This window comes from Paenibacillus sp. XY044 (assembly GCF_002257645.1).
Classification (GTDB): Bacteria; Bacillota; Bacilli; order Paenibacillales; family Paenibacillaceae; genus Paenibacillus_AQ.
In genome coordinates this window covers 394,769-413,802 of the sequence record NZ_NQMO01000003.1, presented here as the reverse complement: position 1 = coordinate 413,802, position 19,034 = coordinate 394,769, and the positions used below count along the sequence as shown (strand labels likewise).

Annotated in this window: 17 protein-coding genes; 4 read left to right on the top strand and 13 right to left on the bottom strand. The window is 53.8% G+C overall.

Annotated features, from left to right (window positions below):
- Positions 1-129 precede the first annotated feature (129 nt).
- On the top strand, positions 130-1,350 hold the full coding sequence (locus CJP46_RS15615) for a glucose-1-phosphate adenylyltransferase (protein WP_094596521.1): 1,221 nt from the start codon (positions 130-132) through the stop codon (positions 1,348-1,350).
- Positions 1,351-1,423: 73 nt separating this feature from the next.
- Here CJP46_RS15615 and CJP46_RS15610 read toward each other — a convergent pair whose 3' ends face one another.
- The 5 genes from CJP46_RS15610 to CJP46_RS15590 form a co-directional block, all read right to left on the bottom strand.
- Complete coding sequence (locus CJP46_RS15610) at positions 1,424-2,872, bottom strand: sensor histidine kinase (RefSeq protein ID WP_094596520.1); 1,449 nt, start codon at positions 2,870-2,872, stop codon at positions 1,424-1,426.
- Positions 2,869-3,567 (bottom strand): response regulator transcription factor, encoded by a 699-nt coding sequence (locus CJP46_RS15605; RefSeq protein WP_094596519.1) that lies wholly within the window; start codon positions 3,565-3,567, stop codon positions 2,869-2,871. Before CJP46_RS15605 ends, CJP46_RS15610 begins: the two co-directional genes overlap by 4 nt.
- Positions 3,560-4,891, bottom strand: a complete 1,332-nt coding sequence (locus CJP46_RS15600; protein ID WP_094596518.1) for a hypothetical protein — start codon at positions 4,889-4,891, stop codon at positions 3,560-3,562. Before CJP46_RS15600 ends, CJP46_RS15605 begins: the two co-directional genes overlap by 8 nt.
- Before the next feature lie 42 nt (positions 4,892-4,933).
- Complete coding sequence (locus CJP46_RS15595) at positions 4,934-5,659, bottom strand: phosphonate ABC transporter ATP-binding protein (protein ID WP_094596517.1); 726 nt, start codon at positions 5,657-5,659, stop codon at positions 4,934-4,936.
- A 117-nt stretch (positions 5,660-5,776) separates the two neighbouring features.
- Positions 5,777-6,964 (bottom strand): MFS transporter, encoded by a 1,188-nt coding sequence (locus CJP46_RS15590; RefSeq protein ID WP_094596516.1) that lies wholly within the window; start codon positions 6,962-6,964, stop codon positions 5,777-5,779.
- Positions 6,965-7,085: 121 nt separating this feature from the next.
- Here CJP46_RS15590 and CJP46_RS15585 point away from each other — a divergent pair, with 121 nt between their 5' ends.
- Positions 7,086-8,003: an ArsR/SmtB family transcription factor gene (locus tag CJP46_RS15585; RefSeq protein ID WP_094596515.1), complete on the top strand. Its 918-nt coding sequence runs from the start codon at positions 7,086-7,088 to the stop codon at positions 8,001-8,003.
- A gap of 13 nt (positions 8,004-8,016) precedes the next feature.
- Positions 8,017-8,781, top strand: a complete 765-nt coding sequence (locus CJP46_RS15580) for an HAD family hydrolase (RefSeq protein ID WP_094596514.1) — start codon at positions 8,017-8,019, stop codon at positions 8,779-8,781.
- A gap of 71 nt (positions 8,782-8,852) precedes the next feature.
- Here CJP46_RS15580 and CJP46_RS15575 read toward each other — a convergent pair whose 3' ends face one another.
- The 3 genes from CJP46_RS15575 to CJP46_RS15565 form a co-directional block, all read right to left on the bottom strand.
- Positions 8,853-11,102, bottom strand: a complete 2,250-nt coding sequence (locus tag CJP46_RS15575; protein ID WP_094596513.1) for a type IA DNA topoisomerase — start codon at positions 11,100-11,102, stop codon at positions 8,853-8,855.
- 247 nt (positions 11,103-11,349) lie between these two features.
- On the bottom strand, positions 11,350-12,171 hold the full coding sequence (locus CJP46_RS15570; protein WP_094596512.1) for an ABC transporter permease: 822 nt from the start codon (positions 12,169-12,171) through the stop codon (positions 11,350-11,352).
- Positions 12,168-13,142, bottom strand: a complete 975-nt coding sequence (locus CJP46_RS15565) for an ATP-binding cassette domain-containing protein (RefSeq protein WP_094596511.1) — start codon at positions 13,140-13,142, stop codon at positions 12,168-12,170. The genes CJP46_RS15570 and CJP46_RS15565 overlap by 4 nt, the downstream gene beginning before the upstream one ends.
- A 214-nt stretch (positions 13,143-13,356) precedes the next feature.
- Here CJP46_RS15565 and CJP46_RS15560 point away from each other — a divergent pair, with 214 nt between their 5' ends.
- Entirely contained in the window at positions 13,357-14,142 is a 786-nt protein-coding gene (locus tag CJP46_RS15560) for a TioE family transcriptional regulator (protein ID WP_094596510.1), read from the top strand.
- 120 nt (positions 14,143-14,262) lie between these two features.
- On the opposite strand, the gene CJP46_RS15555 is transcribed toward CJP46_RS15560, so the two are convergent.
- The 5 genes from CJP46_RS15555 to CJP46_RS15535 form a co-directional block, all read right to left on the bottom strand.
- Complete coding sequence (locus CJP46_RS15555) at positions 14,263-14,706, bottom strand: GNAT family N-acetyltransferase (RefSeq protein ID WP_094596509.1); 444 nt, start codon at positions 14,704-14,706, stop codon at positions 14,263-14,265.
- Between the two features lie 110 nt (positions 14,707-14,816).
- Positions 14,817-16,304 (bottom strand): glutamate synthase subunit beta, encoded by a 1,488-nt coding sequence (locus CJP46_RS15550; RefSeq protein ID WP_094596508.1) that lies wholly within the window; start codon positions 16,302-16,304, stop codon positions 14,817-14,819.
- Between the two features lie 277 nt (positions 16,305-16,581).
- On the bottom strand, positions 16,582-17,070 hold the full coding sequence (locus tag CJP46_RS15545; protein WP_094596507.1) for a dihydrofolate reductase: 489 nt from the start codon (positions 17,068-17,070) through the stop codon (positions 16,582-16,584).
- A gap of 37 nt (positions 17,071-17,107) precedes the next feature.
- The gene (gene thyA / locus CJP46_RS15540) at positions 17,108-17,902 is read right to left on the bottom strand and encodes a thymidylate synthase (protein WP_094596506.1); all 795 of its coding nucleotides are present in this window, start codon (positions 17,900-17,902) and stop codon (positions 17,108-17,110) included.
- A gap of 254 nt (positions 17,903-18,156) precedes the next feature.
- Positions 18,157-19,032: a carbohydrate ABC transporter permease gene (locus CJP46_RS15535; RefSeq protein ID WP_094596505.1), complete on the bottom strand. Its 876-nt coding sequence runs from the start codon at positions 19,030-19,032 to the stop codon at positions 18,157-18,159.
- Positions 19,033-19,034 lie beyond the last annotated feature (2 nt).

Here is a 19,034-nt window from a genome sequence, read left to right as displayed (position 1 = left end):
TGAAAATAAAAATGACTTCTGAAAAATAAAATTGTAATTTTTCAGCGGGATTTCAATATAATCGTTTCAGATGGGCGATAGTCGTTTATTTATGTACTACATTGACAAATTTGAATGGGAGGAAACGACATGAAGAGAAAAGATTGCATCGCCATGTTGCTTGCCGGAGGTGAAGGGCGCAGATTATCACCTCTGACATCGAAACTGGCAAAGCCCGCTGTTCCGTTCGGCGGTCGTTACCGTATTATCGATTTTCCTCTCAGTAACTGCGTAAACTCAGGCATTGACACCATTGGTGTGCTGACGCAGTACGAGGCTGAATCGCTTCATCTGCATATCGGGGAAGGCGAGCCTTGGGGCCTCCAAAAAAATGGAGAGGACGGAATCACCCTGCTGCCTTCATACAACACAGGATCCTCGGAATATTTAGGAACTGCTGATGCCATCTTTAAAAATATCGCATATATCGATCGTCACCAGCCAGAGCATGTGCTCGTCCTGTCCGGTGACCATATTTACCACATGGACTACAATCAAATGCTTACGTTTCATCAGAACAAGGGAGCCAAAGCCACCATTTCTGTCATGGAGGTGCCTTGGGAGGATGCCAGCCGGTTCGGCGTTATGAGCGTGGACGACGCGCTTCGCATCTCGGACTTTGCCGAGAAGCCTGCCGAACCCGAGAGTAACTTGGCTTCCATGGGCATCTATTTGTTTGAATGGGAATACCTCCGCAAGCACTTGATGGAGGACGCCGCTGATGATGCATCTAGTCACGATTTCGGCAAGGATATCATTCCTAAGATGCTGGCGGATCAGGACGAACTGTTCGCTTATCGCTTCGATGGATACTGGAGAGATGTCGGCACGGTTGCCAGCCTCTGGGAAGCGCATATGGACCTGTTGTCCGGTGAGCTGGACTGGAAACTGCACAACAGCGAGTGGCCCATGTATACCCGTTCATGGCGCACGAAGCTTGGCGCGACGCGGACCCGCAGCGGCATGGCGACCAACTGCCTCATCTCGGAAACATGCACGCTGGATGGCACAGCGCATCAGTCCGTCATGTCCTGCGGCGTTGAAGTCGGCAAAATGACCGAAATCAAGGACAGCGTCGTCATGCCGAATGTCCGGATCGGACGCAACGTTCAGATCGAGCACGCCATTATCGGCGAAGGAGCGATCATCAAGGACGGTGCGGTGATCATAGGAACGCCGGGTCAGGTGACGGTAGTCGGCCCTTACGAAACCGTTATGCCCAAACCAACTATCCGTACCCAGCCTTCCCGGCTCCTGCAGGATGTATACGAAAAAACCGGACGTCTGCGTGCCGAAGGCCTCTCCTCCTGATAAAATACGGTTTGATATACAAAGAGCGAACCCCCTTTCTTCTGGGAGTTCGCTCTTTGTTGTGTATAGATATTCATGATAGGTTCTCTTCTGCGGGAGGCAGCTCGGTTACGCCATCCGTCTGGGCTGTGTTCTCCGGCAGCCGCGGCAGGGACACGACGATCGTCGTCCCCTCCCCCAATGTGCTCTGAATGAGCAAAATTCCTTTATGAAGCTCAACCAGCTGCTGGGAAATGGCAAGTCCGAGCCCGGTGCCGCCGTTGAGCGGATCCACCTGAAAGAACCGGTCGCGCACTCTAATCAAGTGATCTTCGCTGATGCCGATACCTGTATCCCTGACTTCGGTCACGACCTTGTCGCCTTCGAAGTACACGACCAGATCGATCGCCGAAAGTTCATGCGAAAATTTAATCGCATTGTCCACCAGGTTGAGGAATACCTGCTTTAAGCGGTTCGCATCCCCGGCGACGAGCGGTCGATCCCCGGATTTCAGCCGGAGCTCGATCTGCTTGCTCTCGGCCTTCGTCCACAGGTTCAGCATGATTTCCTGAAGCAGCTCTTTGATGTCGACCCGGCCGATCGCAATCTTCATCTCATTCTGCTGCAATTTGGAGAAGTCGAGAATTTCCTCGACCAGGCCGATCAGGCGCTCGGTCTCCTTGGTGATGATCTCCATGCCGATTCGTGTCTCCTCGGGATCATAGCCGCCCGAATTGATCGTTTCGCTCCACCCTTTAATACTCGTCAGCGGTGTCCGGAGCTCGTGCGAAATCGACGAAATGAAATCGTCCTTGACCTGATTGCTCCGGACGATCTCCTGGGCCATATAGTTCAGCGTGGATGCCAGCTCGCCAAGCTCGTACTTATAGTCGCCCTTAATGCGCTGGTTGAACTTGCCGCGGGCCATTTCGGCGGAGACGGCCGTTATCGTGTTCAGCGGCTGTACGATCGAGTTGGCCAATCCCATACTGAATACGAGCACGATGGCAAGCACGGCCGCTCCTACGCCCGTCGCCAGCATCGTCAAATTGAACAACTTGTCGTTGACCGTCTCCAGCGAGGTGACATAACGGACGATGTAGGCATCCTGCCCGCTGTTCTGCTCCATTTTCGACACGGCCATCACGTTCTCACCAGTGCTGGCCTGGCGCCCGACCCAGCGGCCGACATTGCCGGACAGCGCCTGGGAAATATCCGCCGTTTTGACGGACATGTCGGGCTGAAATTCCGAAGAGTTGATCAGCACATTGCCCTGGGAATCCAGAATTTGCACGTTCGCCGAGTTGAGGTCGTAGTACGTCAGCATAGATGCGAGATCACGCTTCCCGTCGAGACCCGGGTTGATCCGCTGGTAATAATAATCTTCCACATTGTCGATATGGTTTTTGATATGGCTATAAATACTGTCATAGTAGTACGTTCGTATGGCTAATAAAAAAATGACTTCCGCCAGCAAAAGCGCCGAGAACACTACGATAAAGTAGTGCAGGACGATCTGCCTGCGTATGCCTTTCTTGATCATTGTCCCTGACCCTTCCATTTATAACCGTGGCCCCAAACGGTTTGCAAAAATTCGGGGTCCGACGGATTCTCCTCGATTTTTTGGCGGAGACGGCGGATGTTCACGTCCACGATCTTAGGATCGCCCATATATTCTTTGCCCCATACGTGATCAAGCAGTACGTCCCTGCTCAGGGGCGTGTTTTCTTTTTCGAGGAAAAACTGGATCAGGGAAAATTCGGTCGGTGTCAGTTCGATCGCTTGCCCATTCTTTTTGAACTGCTTGGAGATCAGGTCCAGGCTGAACGGACCGGAGTGGAAGCTGACCTTCGCCGACGTTTCACGGTGAACGTTCACCCGGCGCAGCAGCGACTGGATCCGCGCGATTAATTCAGTCGGGCTGAACGGCTTGCTCACATGGTCGTCCGCGCCGACGGACAGGGCGTACACTTTGTCCTGCTCCTGCACTTTCGCGGTCAAAAAGATAATGCCGATCCGTTCGTTGGTTTCGCGGATGCGGCGGCATACCTCAAAGCCGTCAATCCCCGGAACCATGACGTCCAGCAGCGCGATATCGATATCGGGGTTGGACGTCAGTTTATCCAGCGCCTCGTTCCCGTTTGCCGCCTCCAGTACATCAAAGCCGTTGCGTTTCAAGTTGATCACAATAAAACTGCGGATGGAATCTTCGTCTTCCAAAATTAAAACTTTACTCACTGATCTTTTCCTTCCTTTCAATCGGGGGTACCTCGTTTTTCAGCTGCTTCCGGCTGTTGTCGATATCAAAGTCCCCGTATTTCTTGTAGCCGATCACCTTGTCGTTGGTCCGGTACAGGTACTTCCACTCCTCGTGCTGCTTATCCCATTCGGCCAGCGTAAAAAATTTAATTTCGGCCACCGTCTTGCCGGTATCGACCATTACGAAGCGCAAATACTGGTTTTTGATGGACTTGGTGTCCACCGTCACTTTGTTATGCCACTCCGGCGGGAAGAAGCCCAGCTCAAAACCGTTCTGTAAATCACGATACTGCTCGGCGACGAATTTTAGTCCTTGTTTGCCGTCCCACTGCGAATACACGAAGAAGTTCGGAATTTCATCCGGCTTGAAATAGTTCCAGCCGATCGGCGGTTCCACGGTGCCGATTTCGATGATCCCGTCGTTGTTCACGTCGCCGCTCTTGACCGGCATATCCTTGAAGGTGGTGTCCTGGTTGCCCCCGAACACGGACTCCAGCTTCCCGTCCTCCATTACGATGATGTTGGAATAAGAGGCGTCTCCCCCGCCGATCGAGGTATCGATCACAATGCCTTCCTTGGCTCTACCTTCTGGATCCTTATAGACGTTACCTGCGACAATATTGTAATAATTCGAAACATACGGATCCATATCCAGCTTGTCGATCTCCACGTAGCTGCCGTCTTCATACTGGTAAGTGGCCACATAAGCCTGGTCGTTCTGCTTCAGGCTAATAATCGTCAGGTCGTTCTTTTTGTCCCCGTTCAGGTCCATAATGACGAAATTGGTGTAATCCTGCATCAGGTCTTTCTTGATGCTTCCCTCCGTATACGTATAGACGAACAAACGGTTCAAAGGGTTTTCGTCCCTTCTCGAATACCCGGCAATGATATCGGGTTTGCCGTCATTGTTCAGGTCTTTGAATTGAAGGGATTCCAGCACCCTTCCCTCACCGTCAAAAGACGTTTGTTTCGTCCAGATGCCATTGACAAGCTTGAAAATCATGCTATGGATGACCACCTGCTGATCCGGCGTTTCGTAAAATACGACCGCTTCGTTGACCTTGTCTCCGTCCAGATCCACGAAATGGATCAAGTTCGTATCGGCTTCTTCCCTCGAGCGGATGAGGTCCGCCCCTTCAGGAAGCTGAGCGTGAATGATCGAGCTCAGCGTCTCTTTATCCGCGGACAGCATCGGCGTCTTCATCAAGCTGACCGGATCGCTGATAAACGTGCATCCGCCCAGCACGAACATCAGCAGAACCGCAGCTGCCGCACGTATCCAGTTTGTTTTTAAAAATTGCATTGCATCACTCTTTTCTATACCAAGCCCTACCAGGCGCAAAGTCTAAATCATGTTCTTCTCCCGCATCGTCAGACGGCGGCCGCGGATGTCGAATGCAACCTCGCCACCGGACACCCCGATGATACGGGTGGCAAATTTCTCGGCAAGCTCGAGCGGAAGTACGGTAATGACGGTGACGCGCTCCTCTTCGCACAAATTCTTCAGCGTTTCCATCACGCTTTCCGCCGATTTCGGATCCAGCCCGACCACCGGCTCATCGGCAAGAATGACCTTCGCCCCATGAACCAATGCTCTCGCAATGGCGATGCGCTGCTTTTCCCCGCCGCTGAGCGTACTTGCCTTCGTACGGGCTTTATCCAGAAGCCCCATCTGCTCGATAACGTCCATCGCGCCCATATAATCGTCCGAACGCACCATCCCGGTAACCATGCGCCAAATCGGCGTTTGGCTGGCTTGGCCGATCAGCACGTTCTTCAGGCCCGTCCGGTTCGGATACAGCTGCGGATTCTGCTCTAAGTATGCCCATTCGCGTCTAATTTTTCTTTTTCCGCCGAGAGGATCCTTCAGCACATCCTGGCCGTCGATGACAAACGTCCCCCCGTCCCATTTTTCCTTCAGCGCCAGACAACGCAGCAGCATACTCTTGCCGCTTCCACTGGCACCGACGACGGCGATGAGCTCGCCCTTCTGGATATCGAGGGATACCCCTTTGAGTATCGGAATTCTGTCCACACCGACTGACTTGGTTAAATGCTGAATTCGTATCATGACATTTCTCCTCTTGTCCTGTGATCTCTATCTCTTCTTGGCTTTGAACAATACGTTTCTATTATATCGATTATATAGAGTTTTCGCACATTATTGAACCATTTGGGCAAAACTATTCTATAGCGGCTCCTGACTGCGCCCAGCCGGAGATCGAAAGGCCGTACCTACGGCGCCGAATAAGGCGAAAGCGAGACCCATGATGATGAACACGCCTCCGTTCCACCCGTACTGCATCATGATCCCTCCGATGTTCGGGCCGGTGATGCTGCCGATATTAAAATGAAAGGAAGCGACGACATTCGCCGCAGGAAGCAGCACCTTCGGCAAAATATCCGCCGCGTAAGCCAGACCGAGCGAGAAAAACGAGCCGACCATTCCCCCTGCCAGGCACAGGAGCAGAACGAGTCCGGCCGTCGTCGTTCCTGCAAGCGGCACGGCCATAAAGGCGGCTCCGCCAATCAGGCCGCTAGCGATGAGCACGTTTTTGCGGCCAAATCGGTCGCTCAGCATGCCCAGCGGCAGCTGCAAAATCAATCCGCCGATGCCGATGAACGGAAGCAGGAACGCGATCTGGGACTCGCTCATCCCGGTTCTGAGGCCATAGACCGGAAAATTGCTGTTGATTCCGGCTTCCATGTACCCATACAGCAGTGCAGGCAGAAGCGCGTACCAGGCGAGTGCATAGATTCTGCGGAATCGCCGCGGAGGCTGCGCCTCCCCTTCCGTCCGCTCCGGACGGAAATCGGGCAGCTTCGCCCAGACCAGCACCAACACCAGCAGCATCAGTATCGCCAGAACGACGAAGGGCATCGCATTCCCGAACTTCAGCAGCTGGATGCCCAGCGGCCCGAAGCTGAAGCCGAGGCCGTACGACATGCCGTACAGCGAAATATTCCGTCCCCTGTATTCCGCCGGGGTGACCATAAGCACCCATAATTGGGCAGCATAATGAACGGCGCTGTCGCCGATCCCGACCAGCAGCCTCAGGACAAACCATACCTTTACGTTCGGCACAAGCGGAAACAATATGACGGAGACGATCACGAGCACAAGGCCGGCGCTGACCAGCTTTTTAAAGCCAAGCGCGCCGAGCGTCCTCTCGGCGACCAGCGTCATGGCAAACGATCCGACGTACAGGGCGGCGGCGTTCAATCCGTTGACGGAGGACGCTACGCCTTTTTGCTCCAAAAATATGGACAGGACCGGCAGCAGCAGCCCCTGGCTGAGCCCTGCCGCAACGATCACGATAATCAGAATGAGGTAATGGAAAGATAACCCTCGGTTTGTGTTGTTCTGTGTTGACAATGAAAATATCCTCCTTGAGTGCAAATCCGTTCAAACTCCCTGAACATTATAGTGGACAACCCCACTATCAACAAGCCATAATGGAATGAGCGCACAGATTTCATAGGAGGTTATTGGTTTCATGAACTATGAAGTAAAGGTTGACGTTTCACCGATTTACGAGCTGCTCAGCAGCTTTATGGTGTACATTTCGAAGAAATGGATTCGCAACCTCGACATCGGGCCCGAATGGATCGGTGATGTGAGCGGCAAGCTTCCTCCCGAAGTGACGTCCGCCTTAGGCCCGGCCGCAGCTTGGCCATTCGACGATTACGACGTGCTGTATGCCTGGGCGATACACCGCGGCAATGGAGATACTGTCCGCGCCTTTTTGGATTGCCTGCATGAAACGCCGGCAGAGGTGCTGTACCAAGCCGCCTCCCCATACTTGCCTTCTTTAACCTTAAAGGAAGCTGAACGAATTCGTGATTCATATACACCGCTGCTCGAGTTATGGTATGAGCATTATTTCAAGCACGAGGAGCCAGCGATTATTCCGCTGATCGAAGAGGATGCGGCGGAGAAGCGCATGCTGCTGACCAAGATGGAACCCCAAAGCCTGGTGGAGTACGCTTCCGGCGGGCTGGTGGTCGAAGATGTTCCCGGTCTGGAGACCATCGTGTTATTCCCGACCGTGCACAACCGCCCGATCAACGCCTACTGCTTTTACCGGAAAATGATGCTGATCCAGTATCCTGTCGACGTCCCGGAAGAGCAGGAAGACGAGCCGCCGACCTGTCTGCTGCGCATGACGCATGCGCTGGCTGATCCGAAGAGGCTGCGCCTGCTGCGGTATGCAGCAGAGAAGCCGCGTTCTTTGGACGATATGATGCGGGATCTGAATCAGACCCAGGAGCTGCTTAAGCATCATTTGATGATCCTCAGGGTAGCCGGTTTATTGCGCATCCATTTGGGTTCCTACAACACCGAGAAATTCAGCATTCGTCCGGACGGAGCGGCAGAGCTTCAGATGTTTCTGGAGTCCTACATCCGTCTTTAAGGAGTGACCTATTGTGAAAGCACCTGAGCAGCATATTCTATTCGATCTGGATGACACGCTGATCCACTGCAACAAGTATTTCGGCATCGTCCTCGGGGAGTTTTTTGAATGGGTACAAAAATGGTTTGAGCCCCACCAGATCAAGACGGAAGAGATTCGCAGCAAGCAAATCGAAATCGACGTCGCGGAAGTCAGCAAAGCCGGCTTCAACAGCGCCATCTTCCCCAAATCGCTGATCGAAACGTACCGCTTTTTCAGCCGCAAGTTTAACCGCCCCGTCCAGCCGGACGAGGAAAAACAACTGATGGAGCTCGGACTGAGCGTGTACGATCAGGAAGTAGAGCCTTATCCTGGCATGGTGGAGGCGCTGGATGCGCTGAAATCACAGGGACATCACCTGTACCTGTATACCGGCGGGGAAACGGCGATACAACAGCGGAAGATCGATCAGATGAAGCTGAGTCAGTATTTTGACGACCGTATCTACATTACGCAGCACAAGAACGAATCGACGCTGGAGAACATCCTGAAGCAGGGCCGCTTCTTCCGCCCGTCCACCTGGATGATCGGCAACTCTCTGCGTACCGATGTCATGCCGGCTTTATCGGCAGGCATTCACAGCATTTATATCAAGCAGCAAAACGAATGGATTTATAACATGGTGGAGCTGCGGAAGAAGCCGGACAGCTCCCTTTACACCGTCACAAGCATAGAGGAAGTTCCCGAAGTCATCCATAGCAAAAGCATTCGGACTTCCGCAAACGCTCTGAGGCAGTGAGTTGTAACGTTCAATAAAAATAAGGCAAGACAAAAAGAACGGGCCGCTTGGGTCCGTTCTTTTTGTCCTATTTAAGTCGAACGCTCGATGCCCAGCTTACCGGCGCTTTTGTCCTGCAGCACAATCCGTGCTTTGAACGGCTCACCGGTTCCGCTGAAGGACAGCAGCTGCGTACGGCCGGATTCCAGCAGCGATTTCAGCATGTTCGCGCTGATTTTTTTGCCCGAGAACTCCTTCCAGATCACAAAGCCGCAGCCTTCCTTGAACGCGGTGCAGCCGTAACCCTTCTTGCCTTCGATAATCTGGCCGTGGCAGCCCGGCCGCGGGCATGGCCCATGCGTCAGCCGTTCCCCTGGCGGTGAAGGGGCAGCGGTTTCCGTGCGGGCCGTCCGCGAAGCGGATCCTGTGCCGCGTTTGGCTTTGCCCACAGCGCTTTGTGCGCGCGATTTTCCTCTGCCCTTTTCCTGCTCCGTACCGAAGAGAGAAGATGGCGCCGCCTGCTGGACGCCAACCCTTTCGATGATGGAAACCGTAAATTTCCGGACATTGTCCATAAACTTGGCCGAAGCCGCCTCGCCCTTGGATATTTGATGAAGTCGTCGTTCCCACTGCCCGGTCATCTCGGGGGACGTCAGCAGCTCAACGCCCGCCTGGCGGATGAGCTCGACCGCCGTCCGTCCCTTCTGGGTTATCGTGATCTTTTTACCCTGCATGGCGATATACCCGACCTTCTTCAGCCTTTCGATCGTCGCAGCCCGGGTGGCCGGAGTACCGAGACCGCTATCTTTCATCGCATCCCGCAGCTCATCGTTTTCCATCGTCCGGCCTGCGCTTTCCATCGCTTTCAGCAGCGTTCCTTCCGTATAGCTCTTCGGCGGCTGCGTAGCCTTTTCCTTGGCTTCGCTCTTACCGCATTTCACCGGCTTCTGAGGATCCAGATCGAAAGCCCGGTCATTCCACTCCAGATTTTCTTCCTCTTCCTCCTGCTTTCCGGATTTTCCTTTCTTGCTGCTCTTATCTGTGCTTGGCAGCAGCACCTTCCACCCCAGCGACAGCAGCTCCTTCACGTTCGTTTTAAACAGGTCCCCCTCCACCTCGGTCAGGACCGTATGCTGCTTGTACAAGGCCGGCGGATAAAACTGGGACAAAAACCGCAAAATGATCAGGTCGTACAGCTGCTGCTCCTCCTTGCCCAGCTGGCCGGGCCGCTTGAGGGTAGGCAGGATGGCATGGTGATCTTCGACTTTCTCCGGATTGCAGATCGCCTTGTTGTTTTTGTGCACCAGGCCCGGATTGGCCCCTTGAACCTGCTCCTGATATGAAGTGGATTTCAGCATATGCAGCGCTTTATGCATCCCTTCAATATTTTGCTCATTGACGTAGTTCGAGTTGGTCCTTGGATACGAAATGACCTTATGCCGTTCATACAAAGCCTGCGCGATATCCAGCGTCTTCTTGGCCGAGAAGCCGAACTTGGCGTTCGCGTCCCGCTGCAGCAGCGTCAGGTCATACAGCTTAAATGGATATTCCTTCGTGTCCTTGACTTCGTATTTGGCGATTTTGCCTTCCTTCCCTTTGACCCTGGCAGCAATCGCCTCGGCCTTCTCCTTGGAGGTCAGCCGGTCTCCCTGCCACGTTCCCGTGTATTCCAGCGCTTCCTGGCGGAAATGAGCCTTTACCTCGTAGTACGTCAGCGACTCAAACGAATCGATTTCCTTCTGCCGGTCATAAATGAGCGCCAGCACGGGCGTCTGAACCCGGCCGACGGACAGCAGCGTGTTATGCTTCGTCGTAAACGCCCGGGTTGCGTTCATGCCGATGAGCCAGTCCGCCTCGCTGCGGGCCCTGGCGGCCTGCGTCAAATTTTCAAATTCCTCGGCGGTGCGCAGCTCTCTGAAGCCTTGGGCGATGCTCTCCGCGGTCAGGTCCGAAATCCACAGCCGCCGGACGGGCTGCTTCAGCTTCAGCTGCTGCTGAATCAGCGCAAAGATATACTGCCCCTCCCGCCCAGCGTCGCAAGCATTGACGACCCGGTCGCAGCGCTTCGCGAGCTCCCCGATCGTTTTCAGCTGATCCTTTGTTTTATAATGCGGAACGATTTTGAATTGATCAGGCATGATCGGCAGATCACGAAAGTTCCACTTCTTATACCGGTCATCATAGGCGTCCGGCTCCGCCAAACCGACGAGATGCCCGATGGCCCAAGTGATAATGTACTGCTCCCCCTCCAGATAGGAACGGGCATTCTTTGCCCGCGGTTCAATGACCGCGGCGATGTTGCGCCCCATATCCGGTTTTTCTGCTATGACTAGAGTTTTCAACAATCATTCGCTCCCCGCATGGAAAAAGGCCGAGAATAGCTGCTCCCGGCCGGTTTATTCATGGATAACTTCCACGTTCTGATAGAATTGACTCTAAATTATGATAGCATACGAGAGGCCTGATTTTCAATGTAATCCGGGGAGCCTGGGGCAGACATTGCATCGCTGCGAATTTGTCGTCTCCATTCATCGAATGGGTCACGATCAAAACGCCGCACTGTCTGACGATTTATCTTTTCGGTTTCGGTCACTTGCCTTTTTTGCGGTAAAGACGAAACGCGAGCGGCATAAACACGGCCATAATAACCCCCAAGCCGATCAGCGTCGTGGTCAGGGCAGCAGCGCCGGTCGTACCGTGCATCAGCTCCCGGGCGGATGCGGAGGCCAGGCTGACGGGATTATAGGCAACTACCGGACCAAGCCAATCCGGCATGGTGGACGTATCGGCAAATACGTTGCTCGTAAACATGAGCGGATACAGCACGAGATAGGACATAGTCGTCAGGGATTCGGTTTTTTGTACGATCAACCCGATGCAGGCAAAGATCCAGCTGAAACTGAAAGCATAGAGCATCACGAGCAGCATCGACAGCAGGACACCAGGCACGCCCGCTTCCGGGCGGAATCCCAGCAGCAGTCCGAGTCCTAACGTCGTCATGAGCCCTGCGGCAAAGGAAATGAGGTTGATGGCCATCGTACCGATGATCGCAGCGGGCTGCCAGAACGGCAGCGTTCGAAAACGGTTGAAGACGCCGCGTTCAATATCGGTTTTGAGATTAATGCCGATGTACACCGTCATGGTGGTGACGGTATAGACCATCATACCCGGCAGCAAGTACTGCAGGTAATTGCCCGTTGACCCGGAGATCGCGCCGCCGAGCAAATACGTGAAGATCAGCAGGAAAACCGCCGGAAAAATGATCGAGTCAATCGCTAAATAAGCAACGCTGCCTATCGTTTTCCGCCATGAGCGCCAAATGAAGGTCAATACCGCCTGCGGCGCACTCGGTTGCTGCGGGCGCTCCCTCAAGTTCAAGGCGGCGAGCAATCTGGACTGCGTATCGCTCATAGGGTCTCCTCCTTCAAGAGTTCGTCTTGGGCGCCCCTGCCGGTCAGTGTTAGAAAAACTTCGTCCAGACTGGGCTCTCCAAGCGAATATTGATGCGTAGATATGCCTGCCTCATACAGCTCCGTCAGGGCCAGAGCAGCCAGACGTGGATCGGAAACCTGCGCCGACAGTTCGGCTGGATTCGAATGAAGCCTGGCGTCTGTTCGAAGCACGCGCCGCAGGAGCTGCTCGGCTTCGCCGCGCTGCTGCGGGTTAGCCAGCCGAATCTGGATCGAGCCCGAACCGATGGAAGCCTTTAATTCGGACGGAGTCCCTTCAGCGATGACGGAGCCCCTGCCGATCACCGCCACACGGTCGGCAAGCTGGTCCGCTTCCTCCAGATACTGGGTCGTCAGCAGCACGGTAGTACCATGGTCCACCAGAGCGCGTACGATATCCCACACTTCGCTGCGGCTCCGGGGATCAAGACCGGTCGTCGGTTCATCCAAAAACAGAAGATCCGGGGCAACGAGCATCGCCGCGGCGATATCCAGCCTCCTCCGCATTCCCCCGGAATACTTTCCGGCCGCACGCCCGCCTGCATCCAGCAGACCAAACGCATCCAGCAGCTCTTCGGCCCGGGCTTTGGCCGCTTTGGCGGAATAACCCGCCAACCTCCCGAAGAGGACCAGATTATCCAGGCCGCTCATTTCCTCGTCCACAGCGGCGAATTGGCCGGTGAGCCCAATCCTTCGGCGTACAGCATCGGCTTCACGAACGACGTCGAGTCCAAAGACCCGGACCGAACCGGAATCCGGAGCAAGGAGCGTAGACAAAATGCCGATCAGCGTCGTTTTGCCGGCCCCGTTGGGGCCGAGTATGCCATATACGGTTCCTTGCCCAACCCTCAGGTCCAATCCTTTTAGAACTTCCTCCGTGCCGTAAGCTTTAGTTAGCCCGCGCACGTCAATGGCCCATTCCTCTTGATTCATGTCTTACCAGCCTCCTCATGGCTTGAATTTCTGCTTACACCCCAAATTTTATAACACTCATGCAAATGGGAAGGCTTGCAGAAATTTTTGCGGGACTGCACAATAACCCTGAACCGAAACTTTATCATGTCACTTTAAACTTTTTGTGCAGTGTTTGTCGGCATGTTATCCTTGGTGTATCATGAGAGTCCGACGCATAAGGGGGAATGGGAAGTTGCGTTATTATAAGCCGATCGAAATTGCCAGGGAATTGTATATCAGTACTAGTGCCCTGCGCCATTATGAATCTTGGGGGGTAGTCCCCGAGCCGGAGCGCTCGGGTAACGGCTACCGGCTTTATACCAAGGTCCACCTCGCTTATTTCCGCTGCTTACGAGCCATGTTCTCCGGATTCGGCGCGGGAATCACCTGCGACGTGCTCCGCCTGATTCAAAAACGTGACATGGATGGAGCCTTCTGGCTCGTCAATCAGGAGCAGGCTCGTCTGCAGCACGAAAAAACGGTTGCCGACCAGACCCTCGCTTTGCTGCAGGATCCCGAGCTTCCGCTTTTTTCGAACAAAAGATTAAAGAGCCGTATGACAATCGGCGAAGCGGCTGAGCTTACGGATGTGCAGCCCTCGGCGATCCGGCATTGGGAAAAGGAAGGGCTGATCCAGCCGGAACGGGATCCCGAAAACGGGTACAGGCTGTTTACACCCACGCATGTCCGGCAGATTTTGCTGATTCGTACATTAAGGAAGACGGTTTATGTGTTGGAAAACATGAAAGAAATTGTGCGGGGCGTTGAGCAGCACAGCGTTGAAAAAGCGAAGAAGGTGACGTTGGAGGCGTTATCGAGCATCCATGATCGGAACCGTCGCCAATTATTCGGGGTTCACTTGTTGATCGAGCTGTGTGTCGAAGAGGGGCTTATCGATCCGGAAGAATACATTAAAGGCTTCTGGTTTGATTATTACCAAAAAGCGAAAGCGGAAAAAGCACCCGGTGAAGCTCCCTAACCGGAAGCATCGCTTCGGATGCATCGTCCGCTTATATGTATCAGCAGCTCCTTTCCCGAAGACCCACTTGTCCTCGGCAGAGCTTCATGATTTTGGATAGGCAGAATGAACCTGACCTGCTTATCGTCTCAGCTCCAAATGCAGGAGCGGGAACGGCCGTCCGGAACCGTCCAGCTCGGAACGTCCTACCCGAACAAATCCGTACCGCTGATAAAACGCGCATGCCCCTTCGTTCTGTTCGTTGACGTCGACCCGCAGCCCGCTCCCCTTCAACTGCTCGGCATACCGGAGTAACCGGGTGCCGACGCCTTGTCCATGCCGATCGGGATCGACGAACAACATTTCCACCATGCTGCCGTCCAGACCGATGAAGCCTACCGGGATGCCGCTGTCGTCCTTTACTACCCACACTTCCACATGCTTCAACGCTTGTTCGTCAACGATCCGGCGGTAAAACGACATGTCTTCCTCCGTTAAAAAGGTATGCGTCTTACGAACCGCACGGTACCACAAATCTACCAGATGATCGTGATCCTTTTCCTGGTAAGCCATCAATTGTCCCATGCATGTAAACCTCCTTAAGTTGGGATTGGATCCGAATATAGCGAAAAAAGGCAACAGCCCCGACGCGGCGGAGCTGTTGCCAAGTATTCCCGAATGACGGCCCGGCAACTTTATACCAACACCGTCGATCCCATCAAATATTTGTCCACTTCACGGGCAGCCTCGCGGCCTTCGTTGATGGCCCATACGACCAAGCTTTGGCCGCGGCGCATGTCGCCGGCTGCGAAAACTTTGTCCACGTTCGTGTTGTATTTACCTTTCCGTGCTTTTACGTTCGAACGGCGGTCCGTTTCAATGCCGAGCTGCTCGGTAATCGTCTGCTCCGGTCCGTCGAAACCGATGGCGATCAGCGCCATTTGCGCTTTGAACACCCGTTCCGTTCCCGGAATCGGCTGATAGATTTTGCGGCCGGTTTCGTCCACCATCCGCTGAATTTGGACGGTATGCAGCTCTTGGAGGTTTCCTTCATCATCACCAACGAATTTGGTCGTCATGATGGAAAATTCGCGCGGATCGCTCCCGAAAACCGCCTTCGCCTCTTCCTGGGCGTAATCCAGTGTGTATACGTTCGGGAACTGCGGCCAAGGGTTGTTGATCGGATCGCGCTCCAGCGGTGCCTTTTCATGCGTGCCAAACTGCGTAATGCTTGCGCAGCCATGGCGCAGCGCCGTAGCGACGCAGTCCGAACCGGTGTCGCCGCCGCCGATAACGATGACGTCTTTGCCTTCTGCGGAAATATAGTTCCCGTCGGCAAGACCCGAGTCCAGGAAGCTCTTGATCGTACCGTTCAAGTACGTCATAGCATAATGAACCCCGTTCAGATCGCTGCCTTCAATGTTGAATTCGCGCGGCTTGGTGGCTCCTCCGCACAATACGACCGCATCGTATTCGTCAACGAGCTGCTGTGCAGAAATGTCCTTGCCGATTTCGGTATTCGTGATAAACTGGATGCCTTCCGCTGCGAGCAGGTCCACGCGGCGCTGAACGACGGATTTGTCGAGCTTCATCGACGGAATACCGTACATCAGCAGGCCACCGATACGGTCCGCACGCTCATATACCGTAACGCTGTGACCCGCTTTGTTCAGCTGTGCCGCCGCGGCCAGTCCTGCCGGGCCCGAGCCCACAACCGCCACGCGCTTGCCTGTGCGTTTCTCCGGTGGATTCGGCACAACCCATCCTTCTTCAAACCCTTTATCAATAATGGCCTCTTCGATCGTCTTGATCGTTACCGGCTGGCCGATCAGGCCGACGGTACAAGAGCCTTCGCACGGAGCAGGACAAATCCGGCCGGTGAACTCCGGAAAGTTATTCGTCTTATGCAGGCGCTCCAGCGCTTCTCTCCACAGGCCGCGGTAGATGAGGTTGTTCCATTCCGGAATCAGATTGTTGACCGGGCAGCCCGAAGTGCCTCCGGCCATATCGATTCCCGTATGACAGTAAGGTGTTCCGCAATCCATACAGCGTGCGCCTTGGGTGCGCAGTTCTTCTTCGGACATATGTTTATGGAATTCTTCCCAATCCTTAATCCGCTGTGCAGGATCGCGATCCGCCGGAAGCTGGCGGCTGTATTCCATAAAGCCTGTTGGTGTTGACATGACGCATTTTCCCCCATCCGTTCTTTTCTATCTTGTTGAATGTTACTTCCTATCTATCACATTAACGACACGTAGATAGATTGAACCCGAGTTTTGCATTTATCATCTCACGATCACGGCGCAGCTTCCGTGTTAGAGCATGATTCTCTTGAGTTCATTCTATATAGATATTTCAATTATAGTAGCATTTGAAACTTTGAATATTAAATGGATTATCCGCATAATTATTTGTACTATTTAACATTGAAGTCACATGTCATGATAACCTGAGCTTCGGCTACTTTTTGCGGGTATAGGTGCAGAAACGATAGGAATACGGGTTTTTCTCATCCGTAATCCCTTTGATTTCTTCTTGCAAAGTCCAGTCCCCGAAGTCTACTTCAGGGAAGTAAGTGTCGCCTTCAAACGTCTCGTCGATCCGGGTGACGATCAGGCAGTCCGCGACCGCAAGCAGTTTGTAGTAAATCTCTGCTCCCCCGATAACCATGATCTCTTCGTTCTTTCCGAGCTCAACCGCTTCTTCTATCGTATGAATGATCTGGGCTCCAGGTGCCTCGTAATCCTTATCGCGGGTCAGGACGACATTGTCGCGTCCGGGTAACGGCTTACCGCCAAAGGATTCCCATGTCTTGCGGCCCATGAGGACCGTTTTGCCCATCGTCTTCTCCTTGAAAAAAGCCATGTCCCGCGGAAGCCGCCAAGGAAGCTTGTTGTCCCGCCCTATTACTCCGTTTGAGCCCATGGCCCAGATAAACGTCATTGTCATGGTCAAAAAGCTCCCTTCAACATAAAATGGATGCCGGCTAGATGGCTACCGGCGCTTTAATGCCCGGATGATGCTGATAATTCACGAACTCGAAATCCTCGAACTTATAGTCGAAAATCGAATCAGGCTTCCGTTTGATCACGAGCTGAGGCAGCTCGAATGGCTCGCGCTCAAGCTGGGTTTTAACCTGTTCCAAATGGTTTGAATAAATATGCACATCTCCGCCGGACCAAATGAATTCCCCGACTTCAAGCCCGCACTGCTGGGCTACCATGTGAGTCAGCAGGGCGTAGCTGGCAATATTAAACGGCAGGCCGAGGAACGTGTCGACCGAACGCATCGTCAGCATGCAGGACAATTTGCCGCCGGCCACATAGAATTGGAATACGAAATGGCATGGAGGAAGCTTCATGTTCTCGATTTCCGCCACGTTCCATGCGCTGACGATATGCCTGCGGGAATCCGGATTATGCTTGATCGATTCGATCACATTCGCAATCTGGTCGATATGGGTGCCGTCCGGTGCCTCCCAGTTCCGCCACTGAGAGCCGTACACCGGTCCCAAATCCCCGTTCTCGTCAGCCCACTCGTCCCATATGGAAACGCCGTTTTCTTTCAGATACCGGATATTCGTATCGCCGCTCAAAAACCACAGCAGTTCATGGACGACCGATTTCAAATGGATGCGCTTCGTCGTCACGAGCGGGAAGCCCTTGGACAGATCGAACCGCAGCTGTCGTCCGAAGACGGAAATCGTACCGGTACCGGTCCGGTCTTCCTTAGGGGTGCCATGTTCCAGTATGTCCTGCAGCAGCTCCAAATAGTTTCGCACTTTGTATCCATCCTCTCGATGCCGTTGTCTATATATCTGTTGATTGTTTATATTCTAGTTTACCATGTGGGGGCATGGTTGATAAATACCTAAAAAAGTCCATCACCCATCATCCACAATCCGACCGCTCGCCGCTTCCCGGCAGCCTACGGCAAAAACGGTTCCCGGGGATTCCCCCCAAGAACCGTCCATTGACCGGAGCGTTTTACGGTTTTATTCTGCTCGCGCAGATCTTCGTATTTACAAACTCAGCTTTATCCTTTTACGGCTCCAATCGCCACGCTGCCGATGATCTGCTTGGAAAAGACCGCAAACACGATAATGATCGGCACGATAGAGATCGCCACACCCAGGTACAAGAGGCCGTAGTCCATCCCGTAGTAGCCCTGCACGAGCGCAACCAGGACCGGCAGCGGATATTTGCTCTGCGAGAAGAACAGAACGAGCGGACCGAGGAAGTTGTTCCAGGAGCCGATGAACGTAAAGATGCCGAGCGCGGATACCGCGGGTCCTAGTATGGGCAGGATGATCTGGTTGAACGTCCGGAACTCGCCCGCACCGTCGACCCGCGACGATTCGATGATTTCGTCGGGAATGCTTCCGTCGATAAACTGCTTGATGAAAAAGACGTTGAAGGCGTTCGCCGCCGCCGGCAGTATGATGGCCGCGTAGCTGTCAAGCAGCCCGAATGTACTGAACAGCCGGTATACCCCGATCAAGGCCAGCTGCCCGGGCACCATCATCGTGGCGAGCAGGGCGAAGAACAGCTGCTTGTTGCCCTTGAACCGGAATTTGGCAAAACCGTAGGCCGTCAGTGCCCCAATGTACAGGGACAGCACCGTTGTGGACCCCGCAATGAAAAAGCTGTTCATGAACCCCCGCCAAATGTTGATTTTTGCGGCCATATTGCTGTAGTTAGCCCACAGATCCTTCCCCGGCAGAAAGATGAACGACGAGGCGATGTCGGCATTGCTGTGGCTGGAGTAGATCAGCATGAGATAAAACGGGATGATGCAAATGATGGCAAACCCGATCAGAAAAATATACAACAGCACCATGCCGGCGGACAGGCGGCGCTTGGTCTTAGCGGCATACGGGACATCCCGCCGGATCGGTCTAATCGCTTCCATGT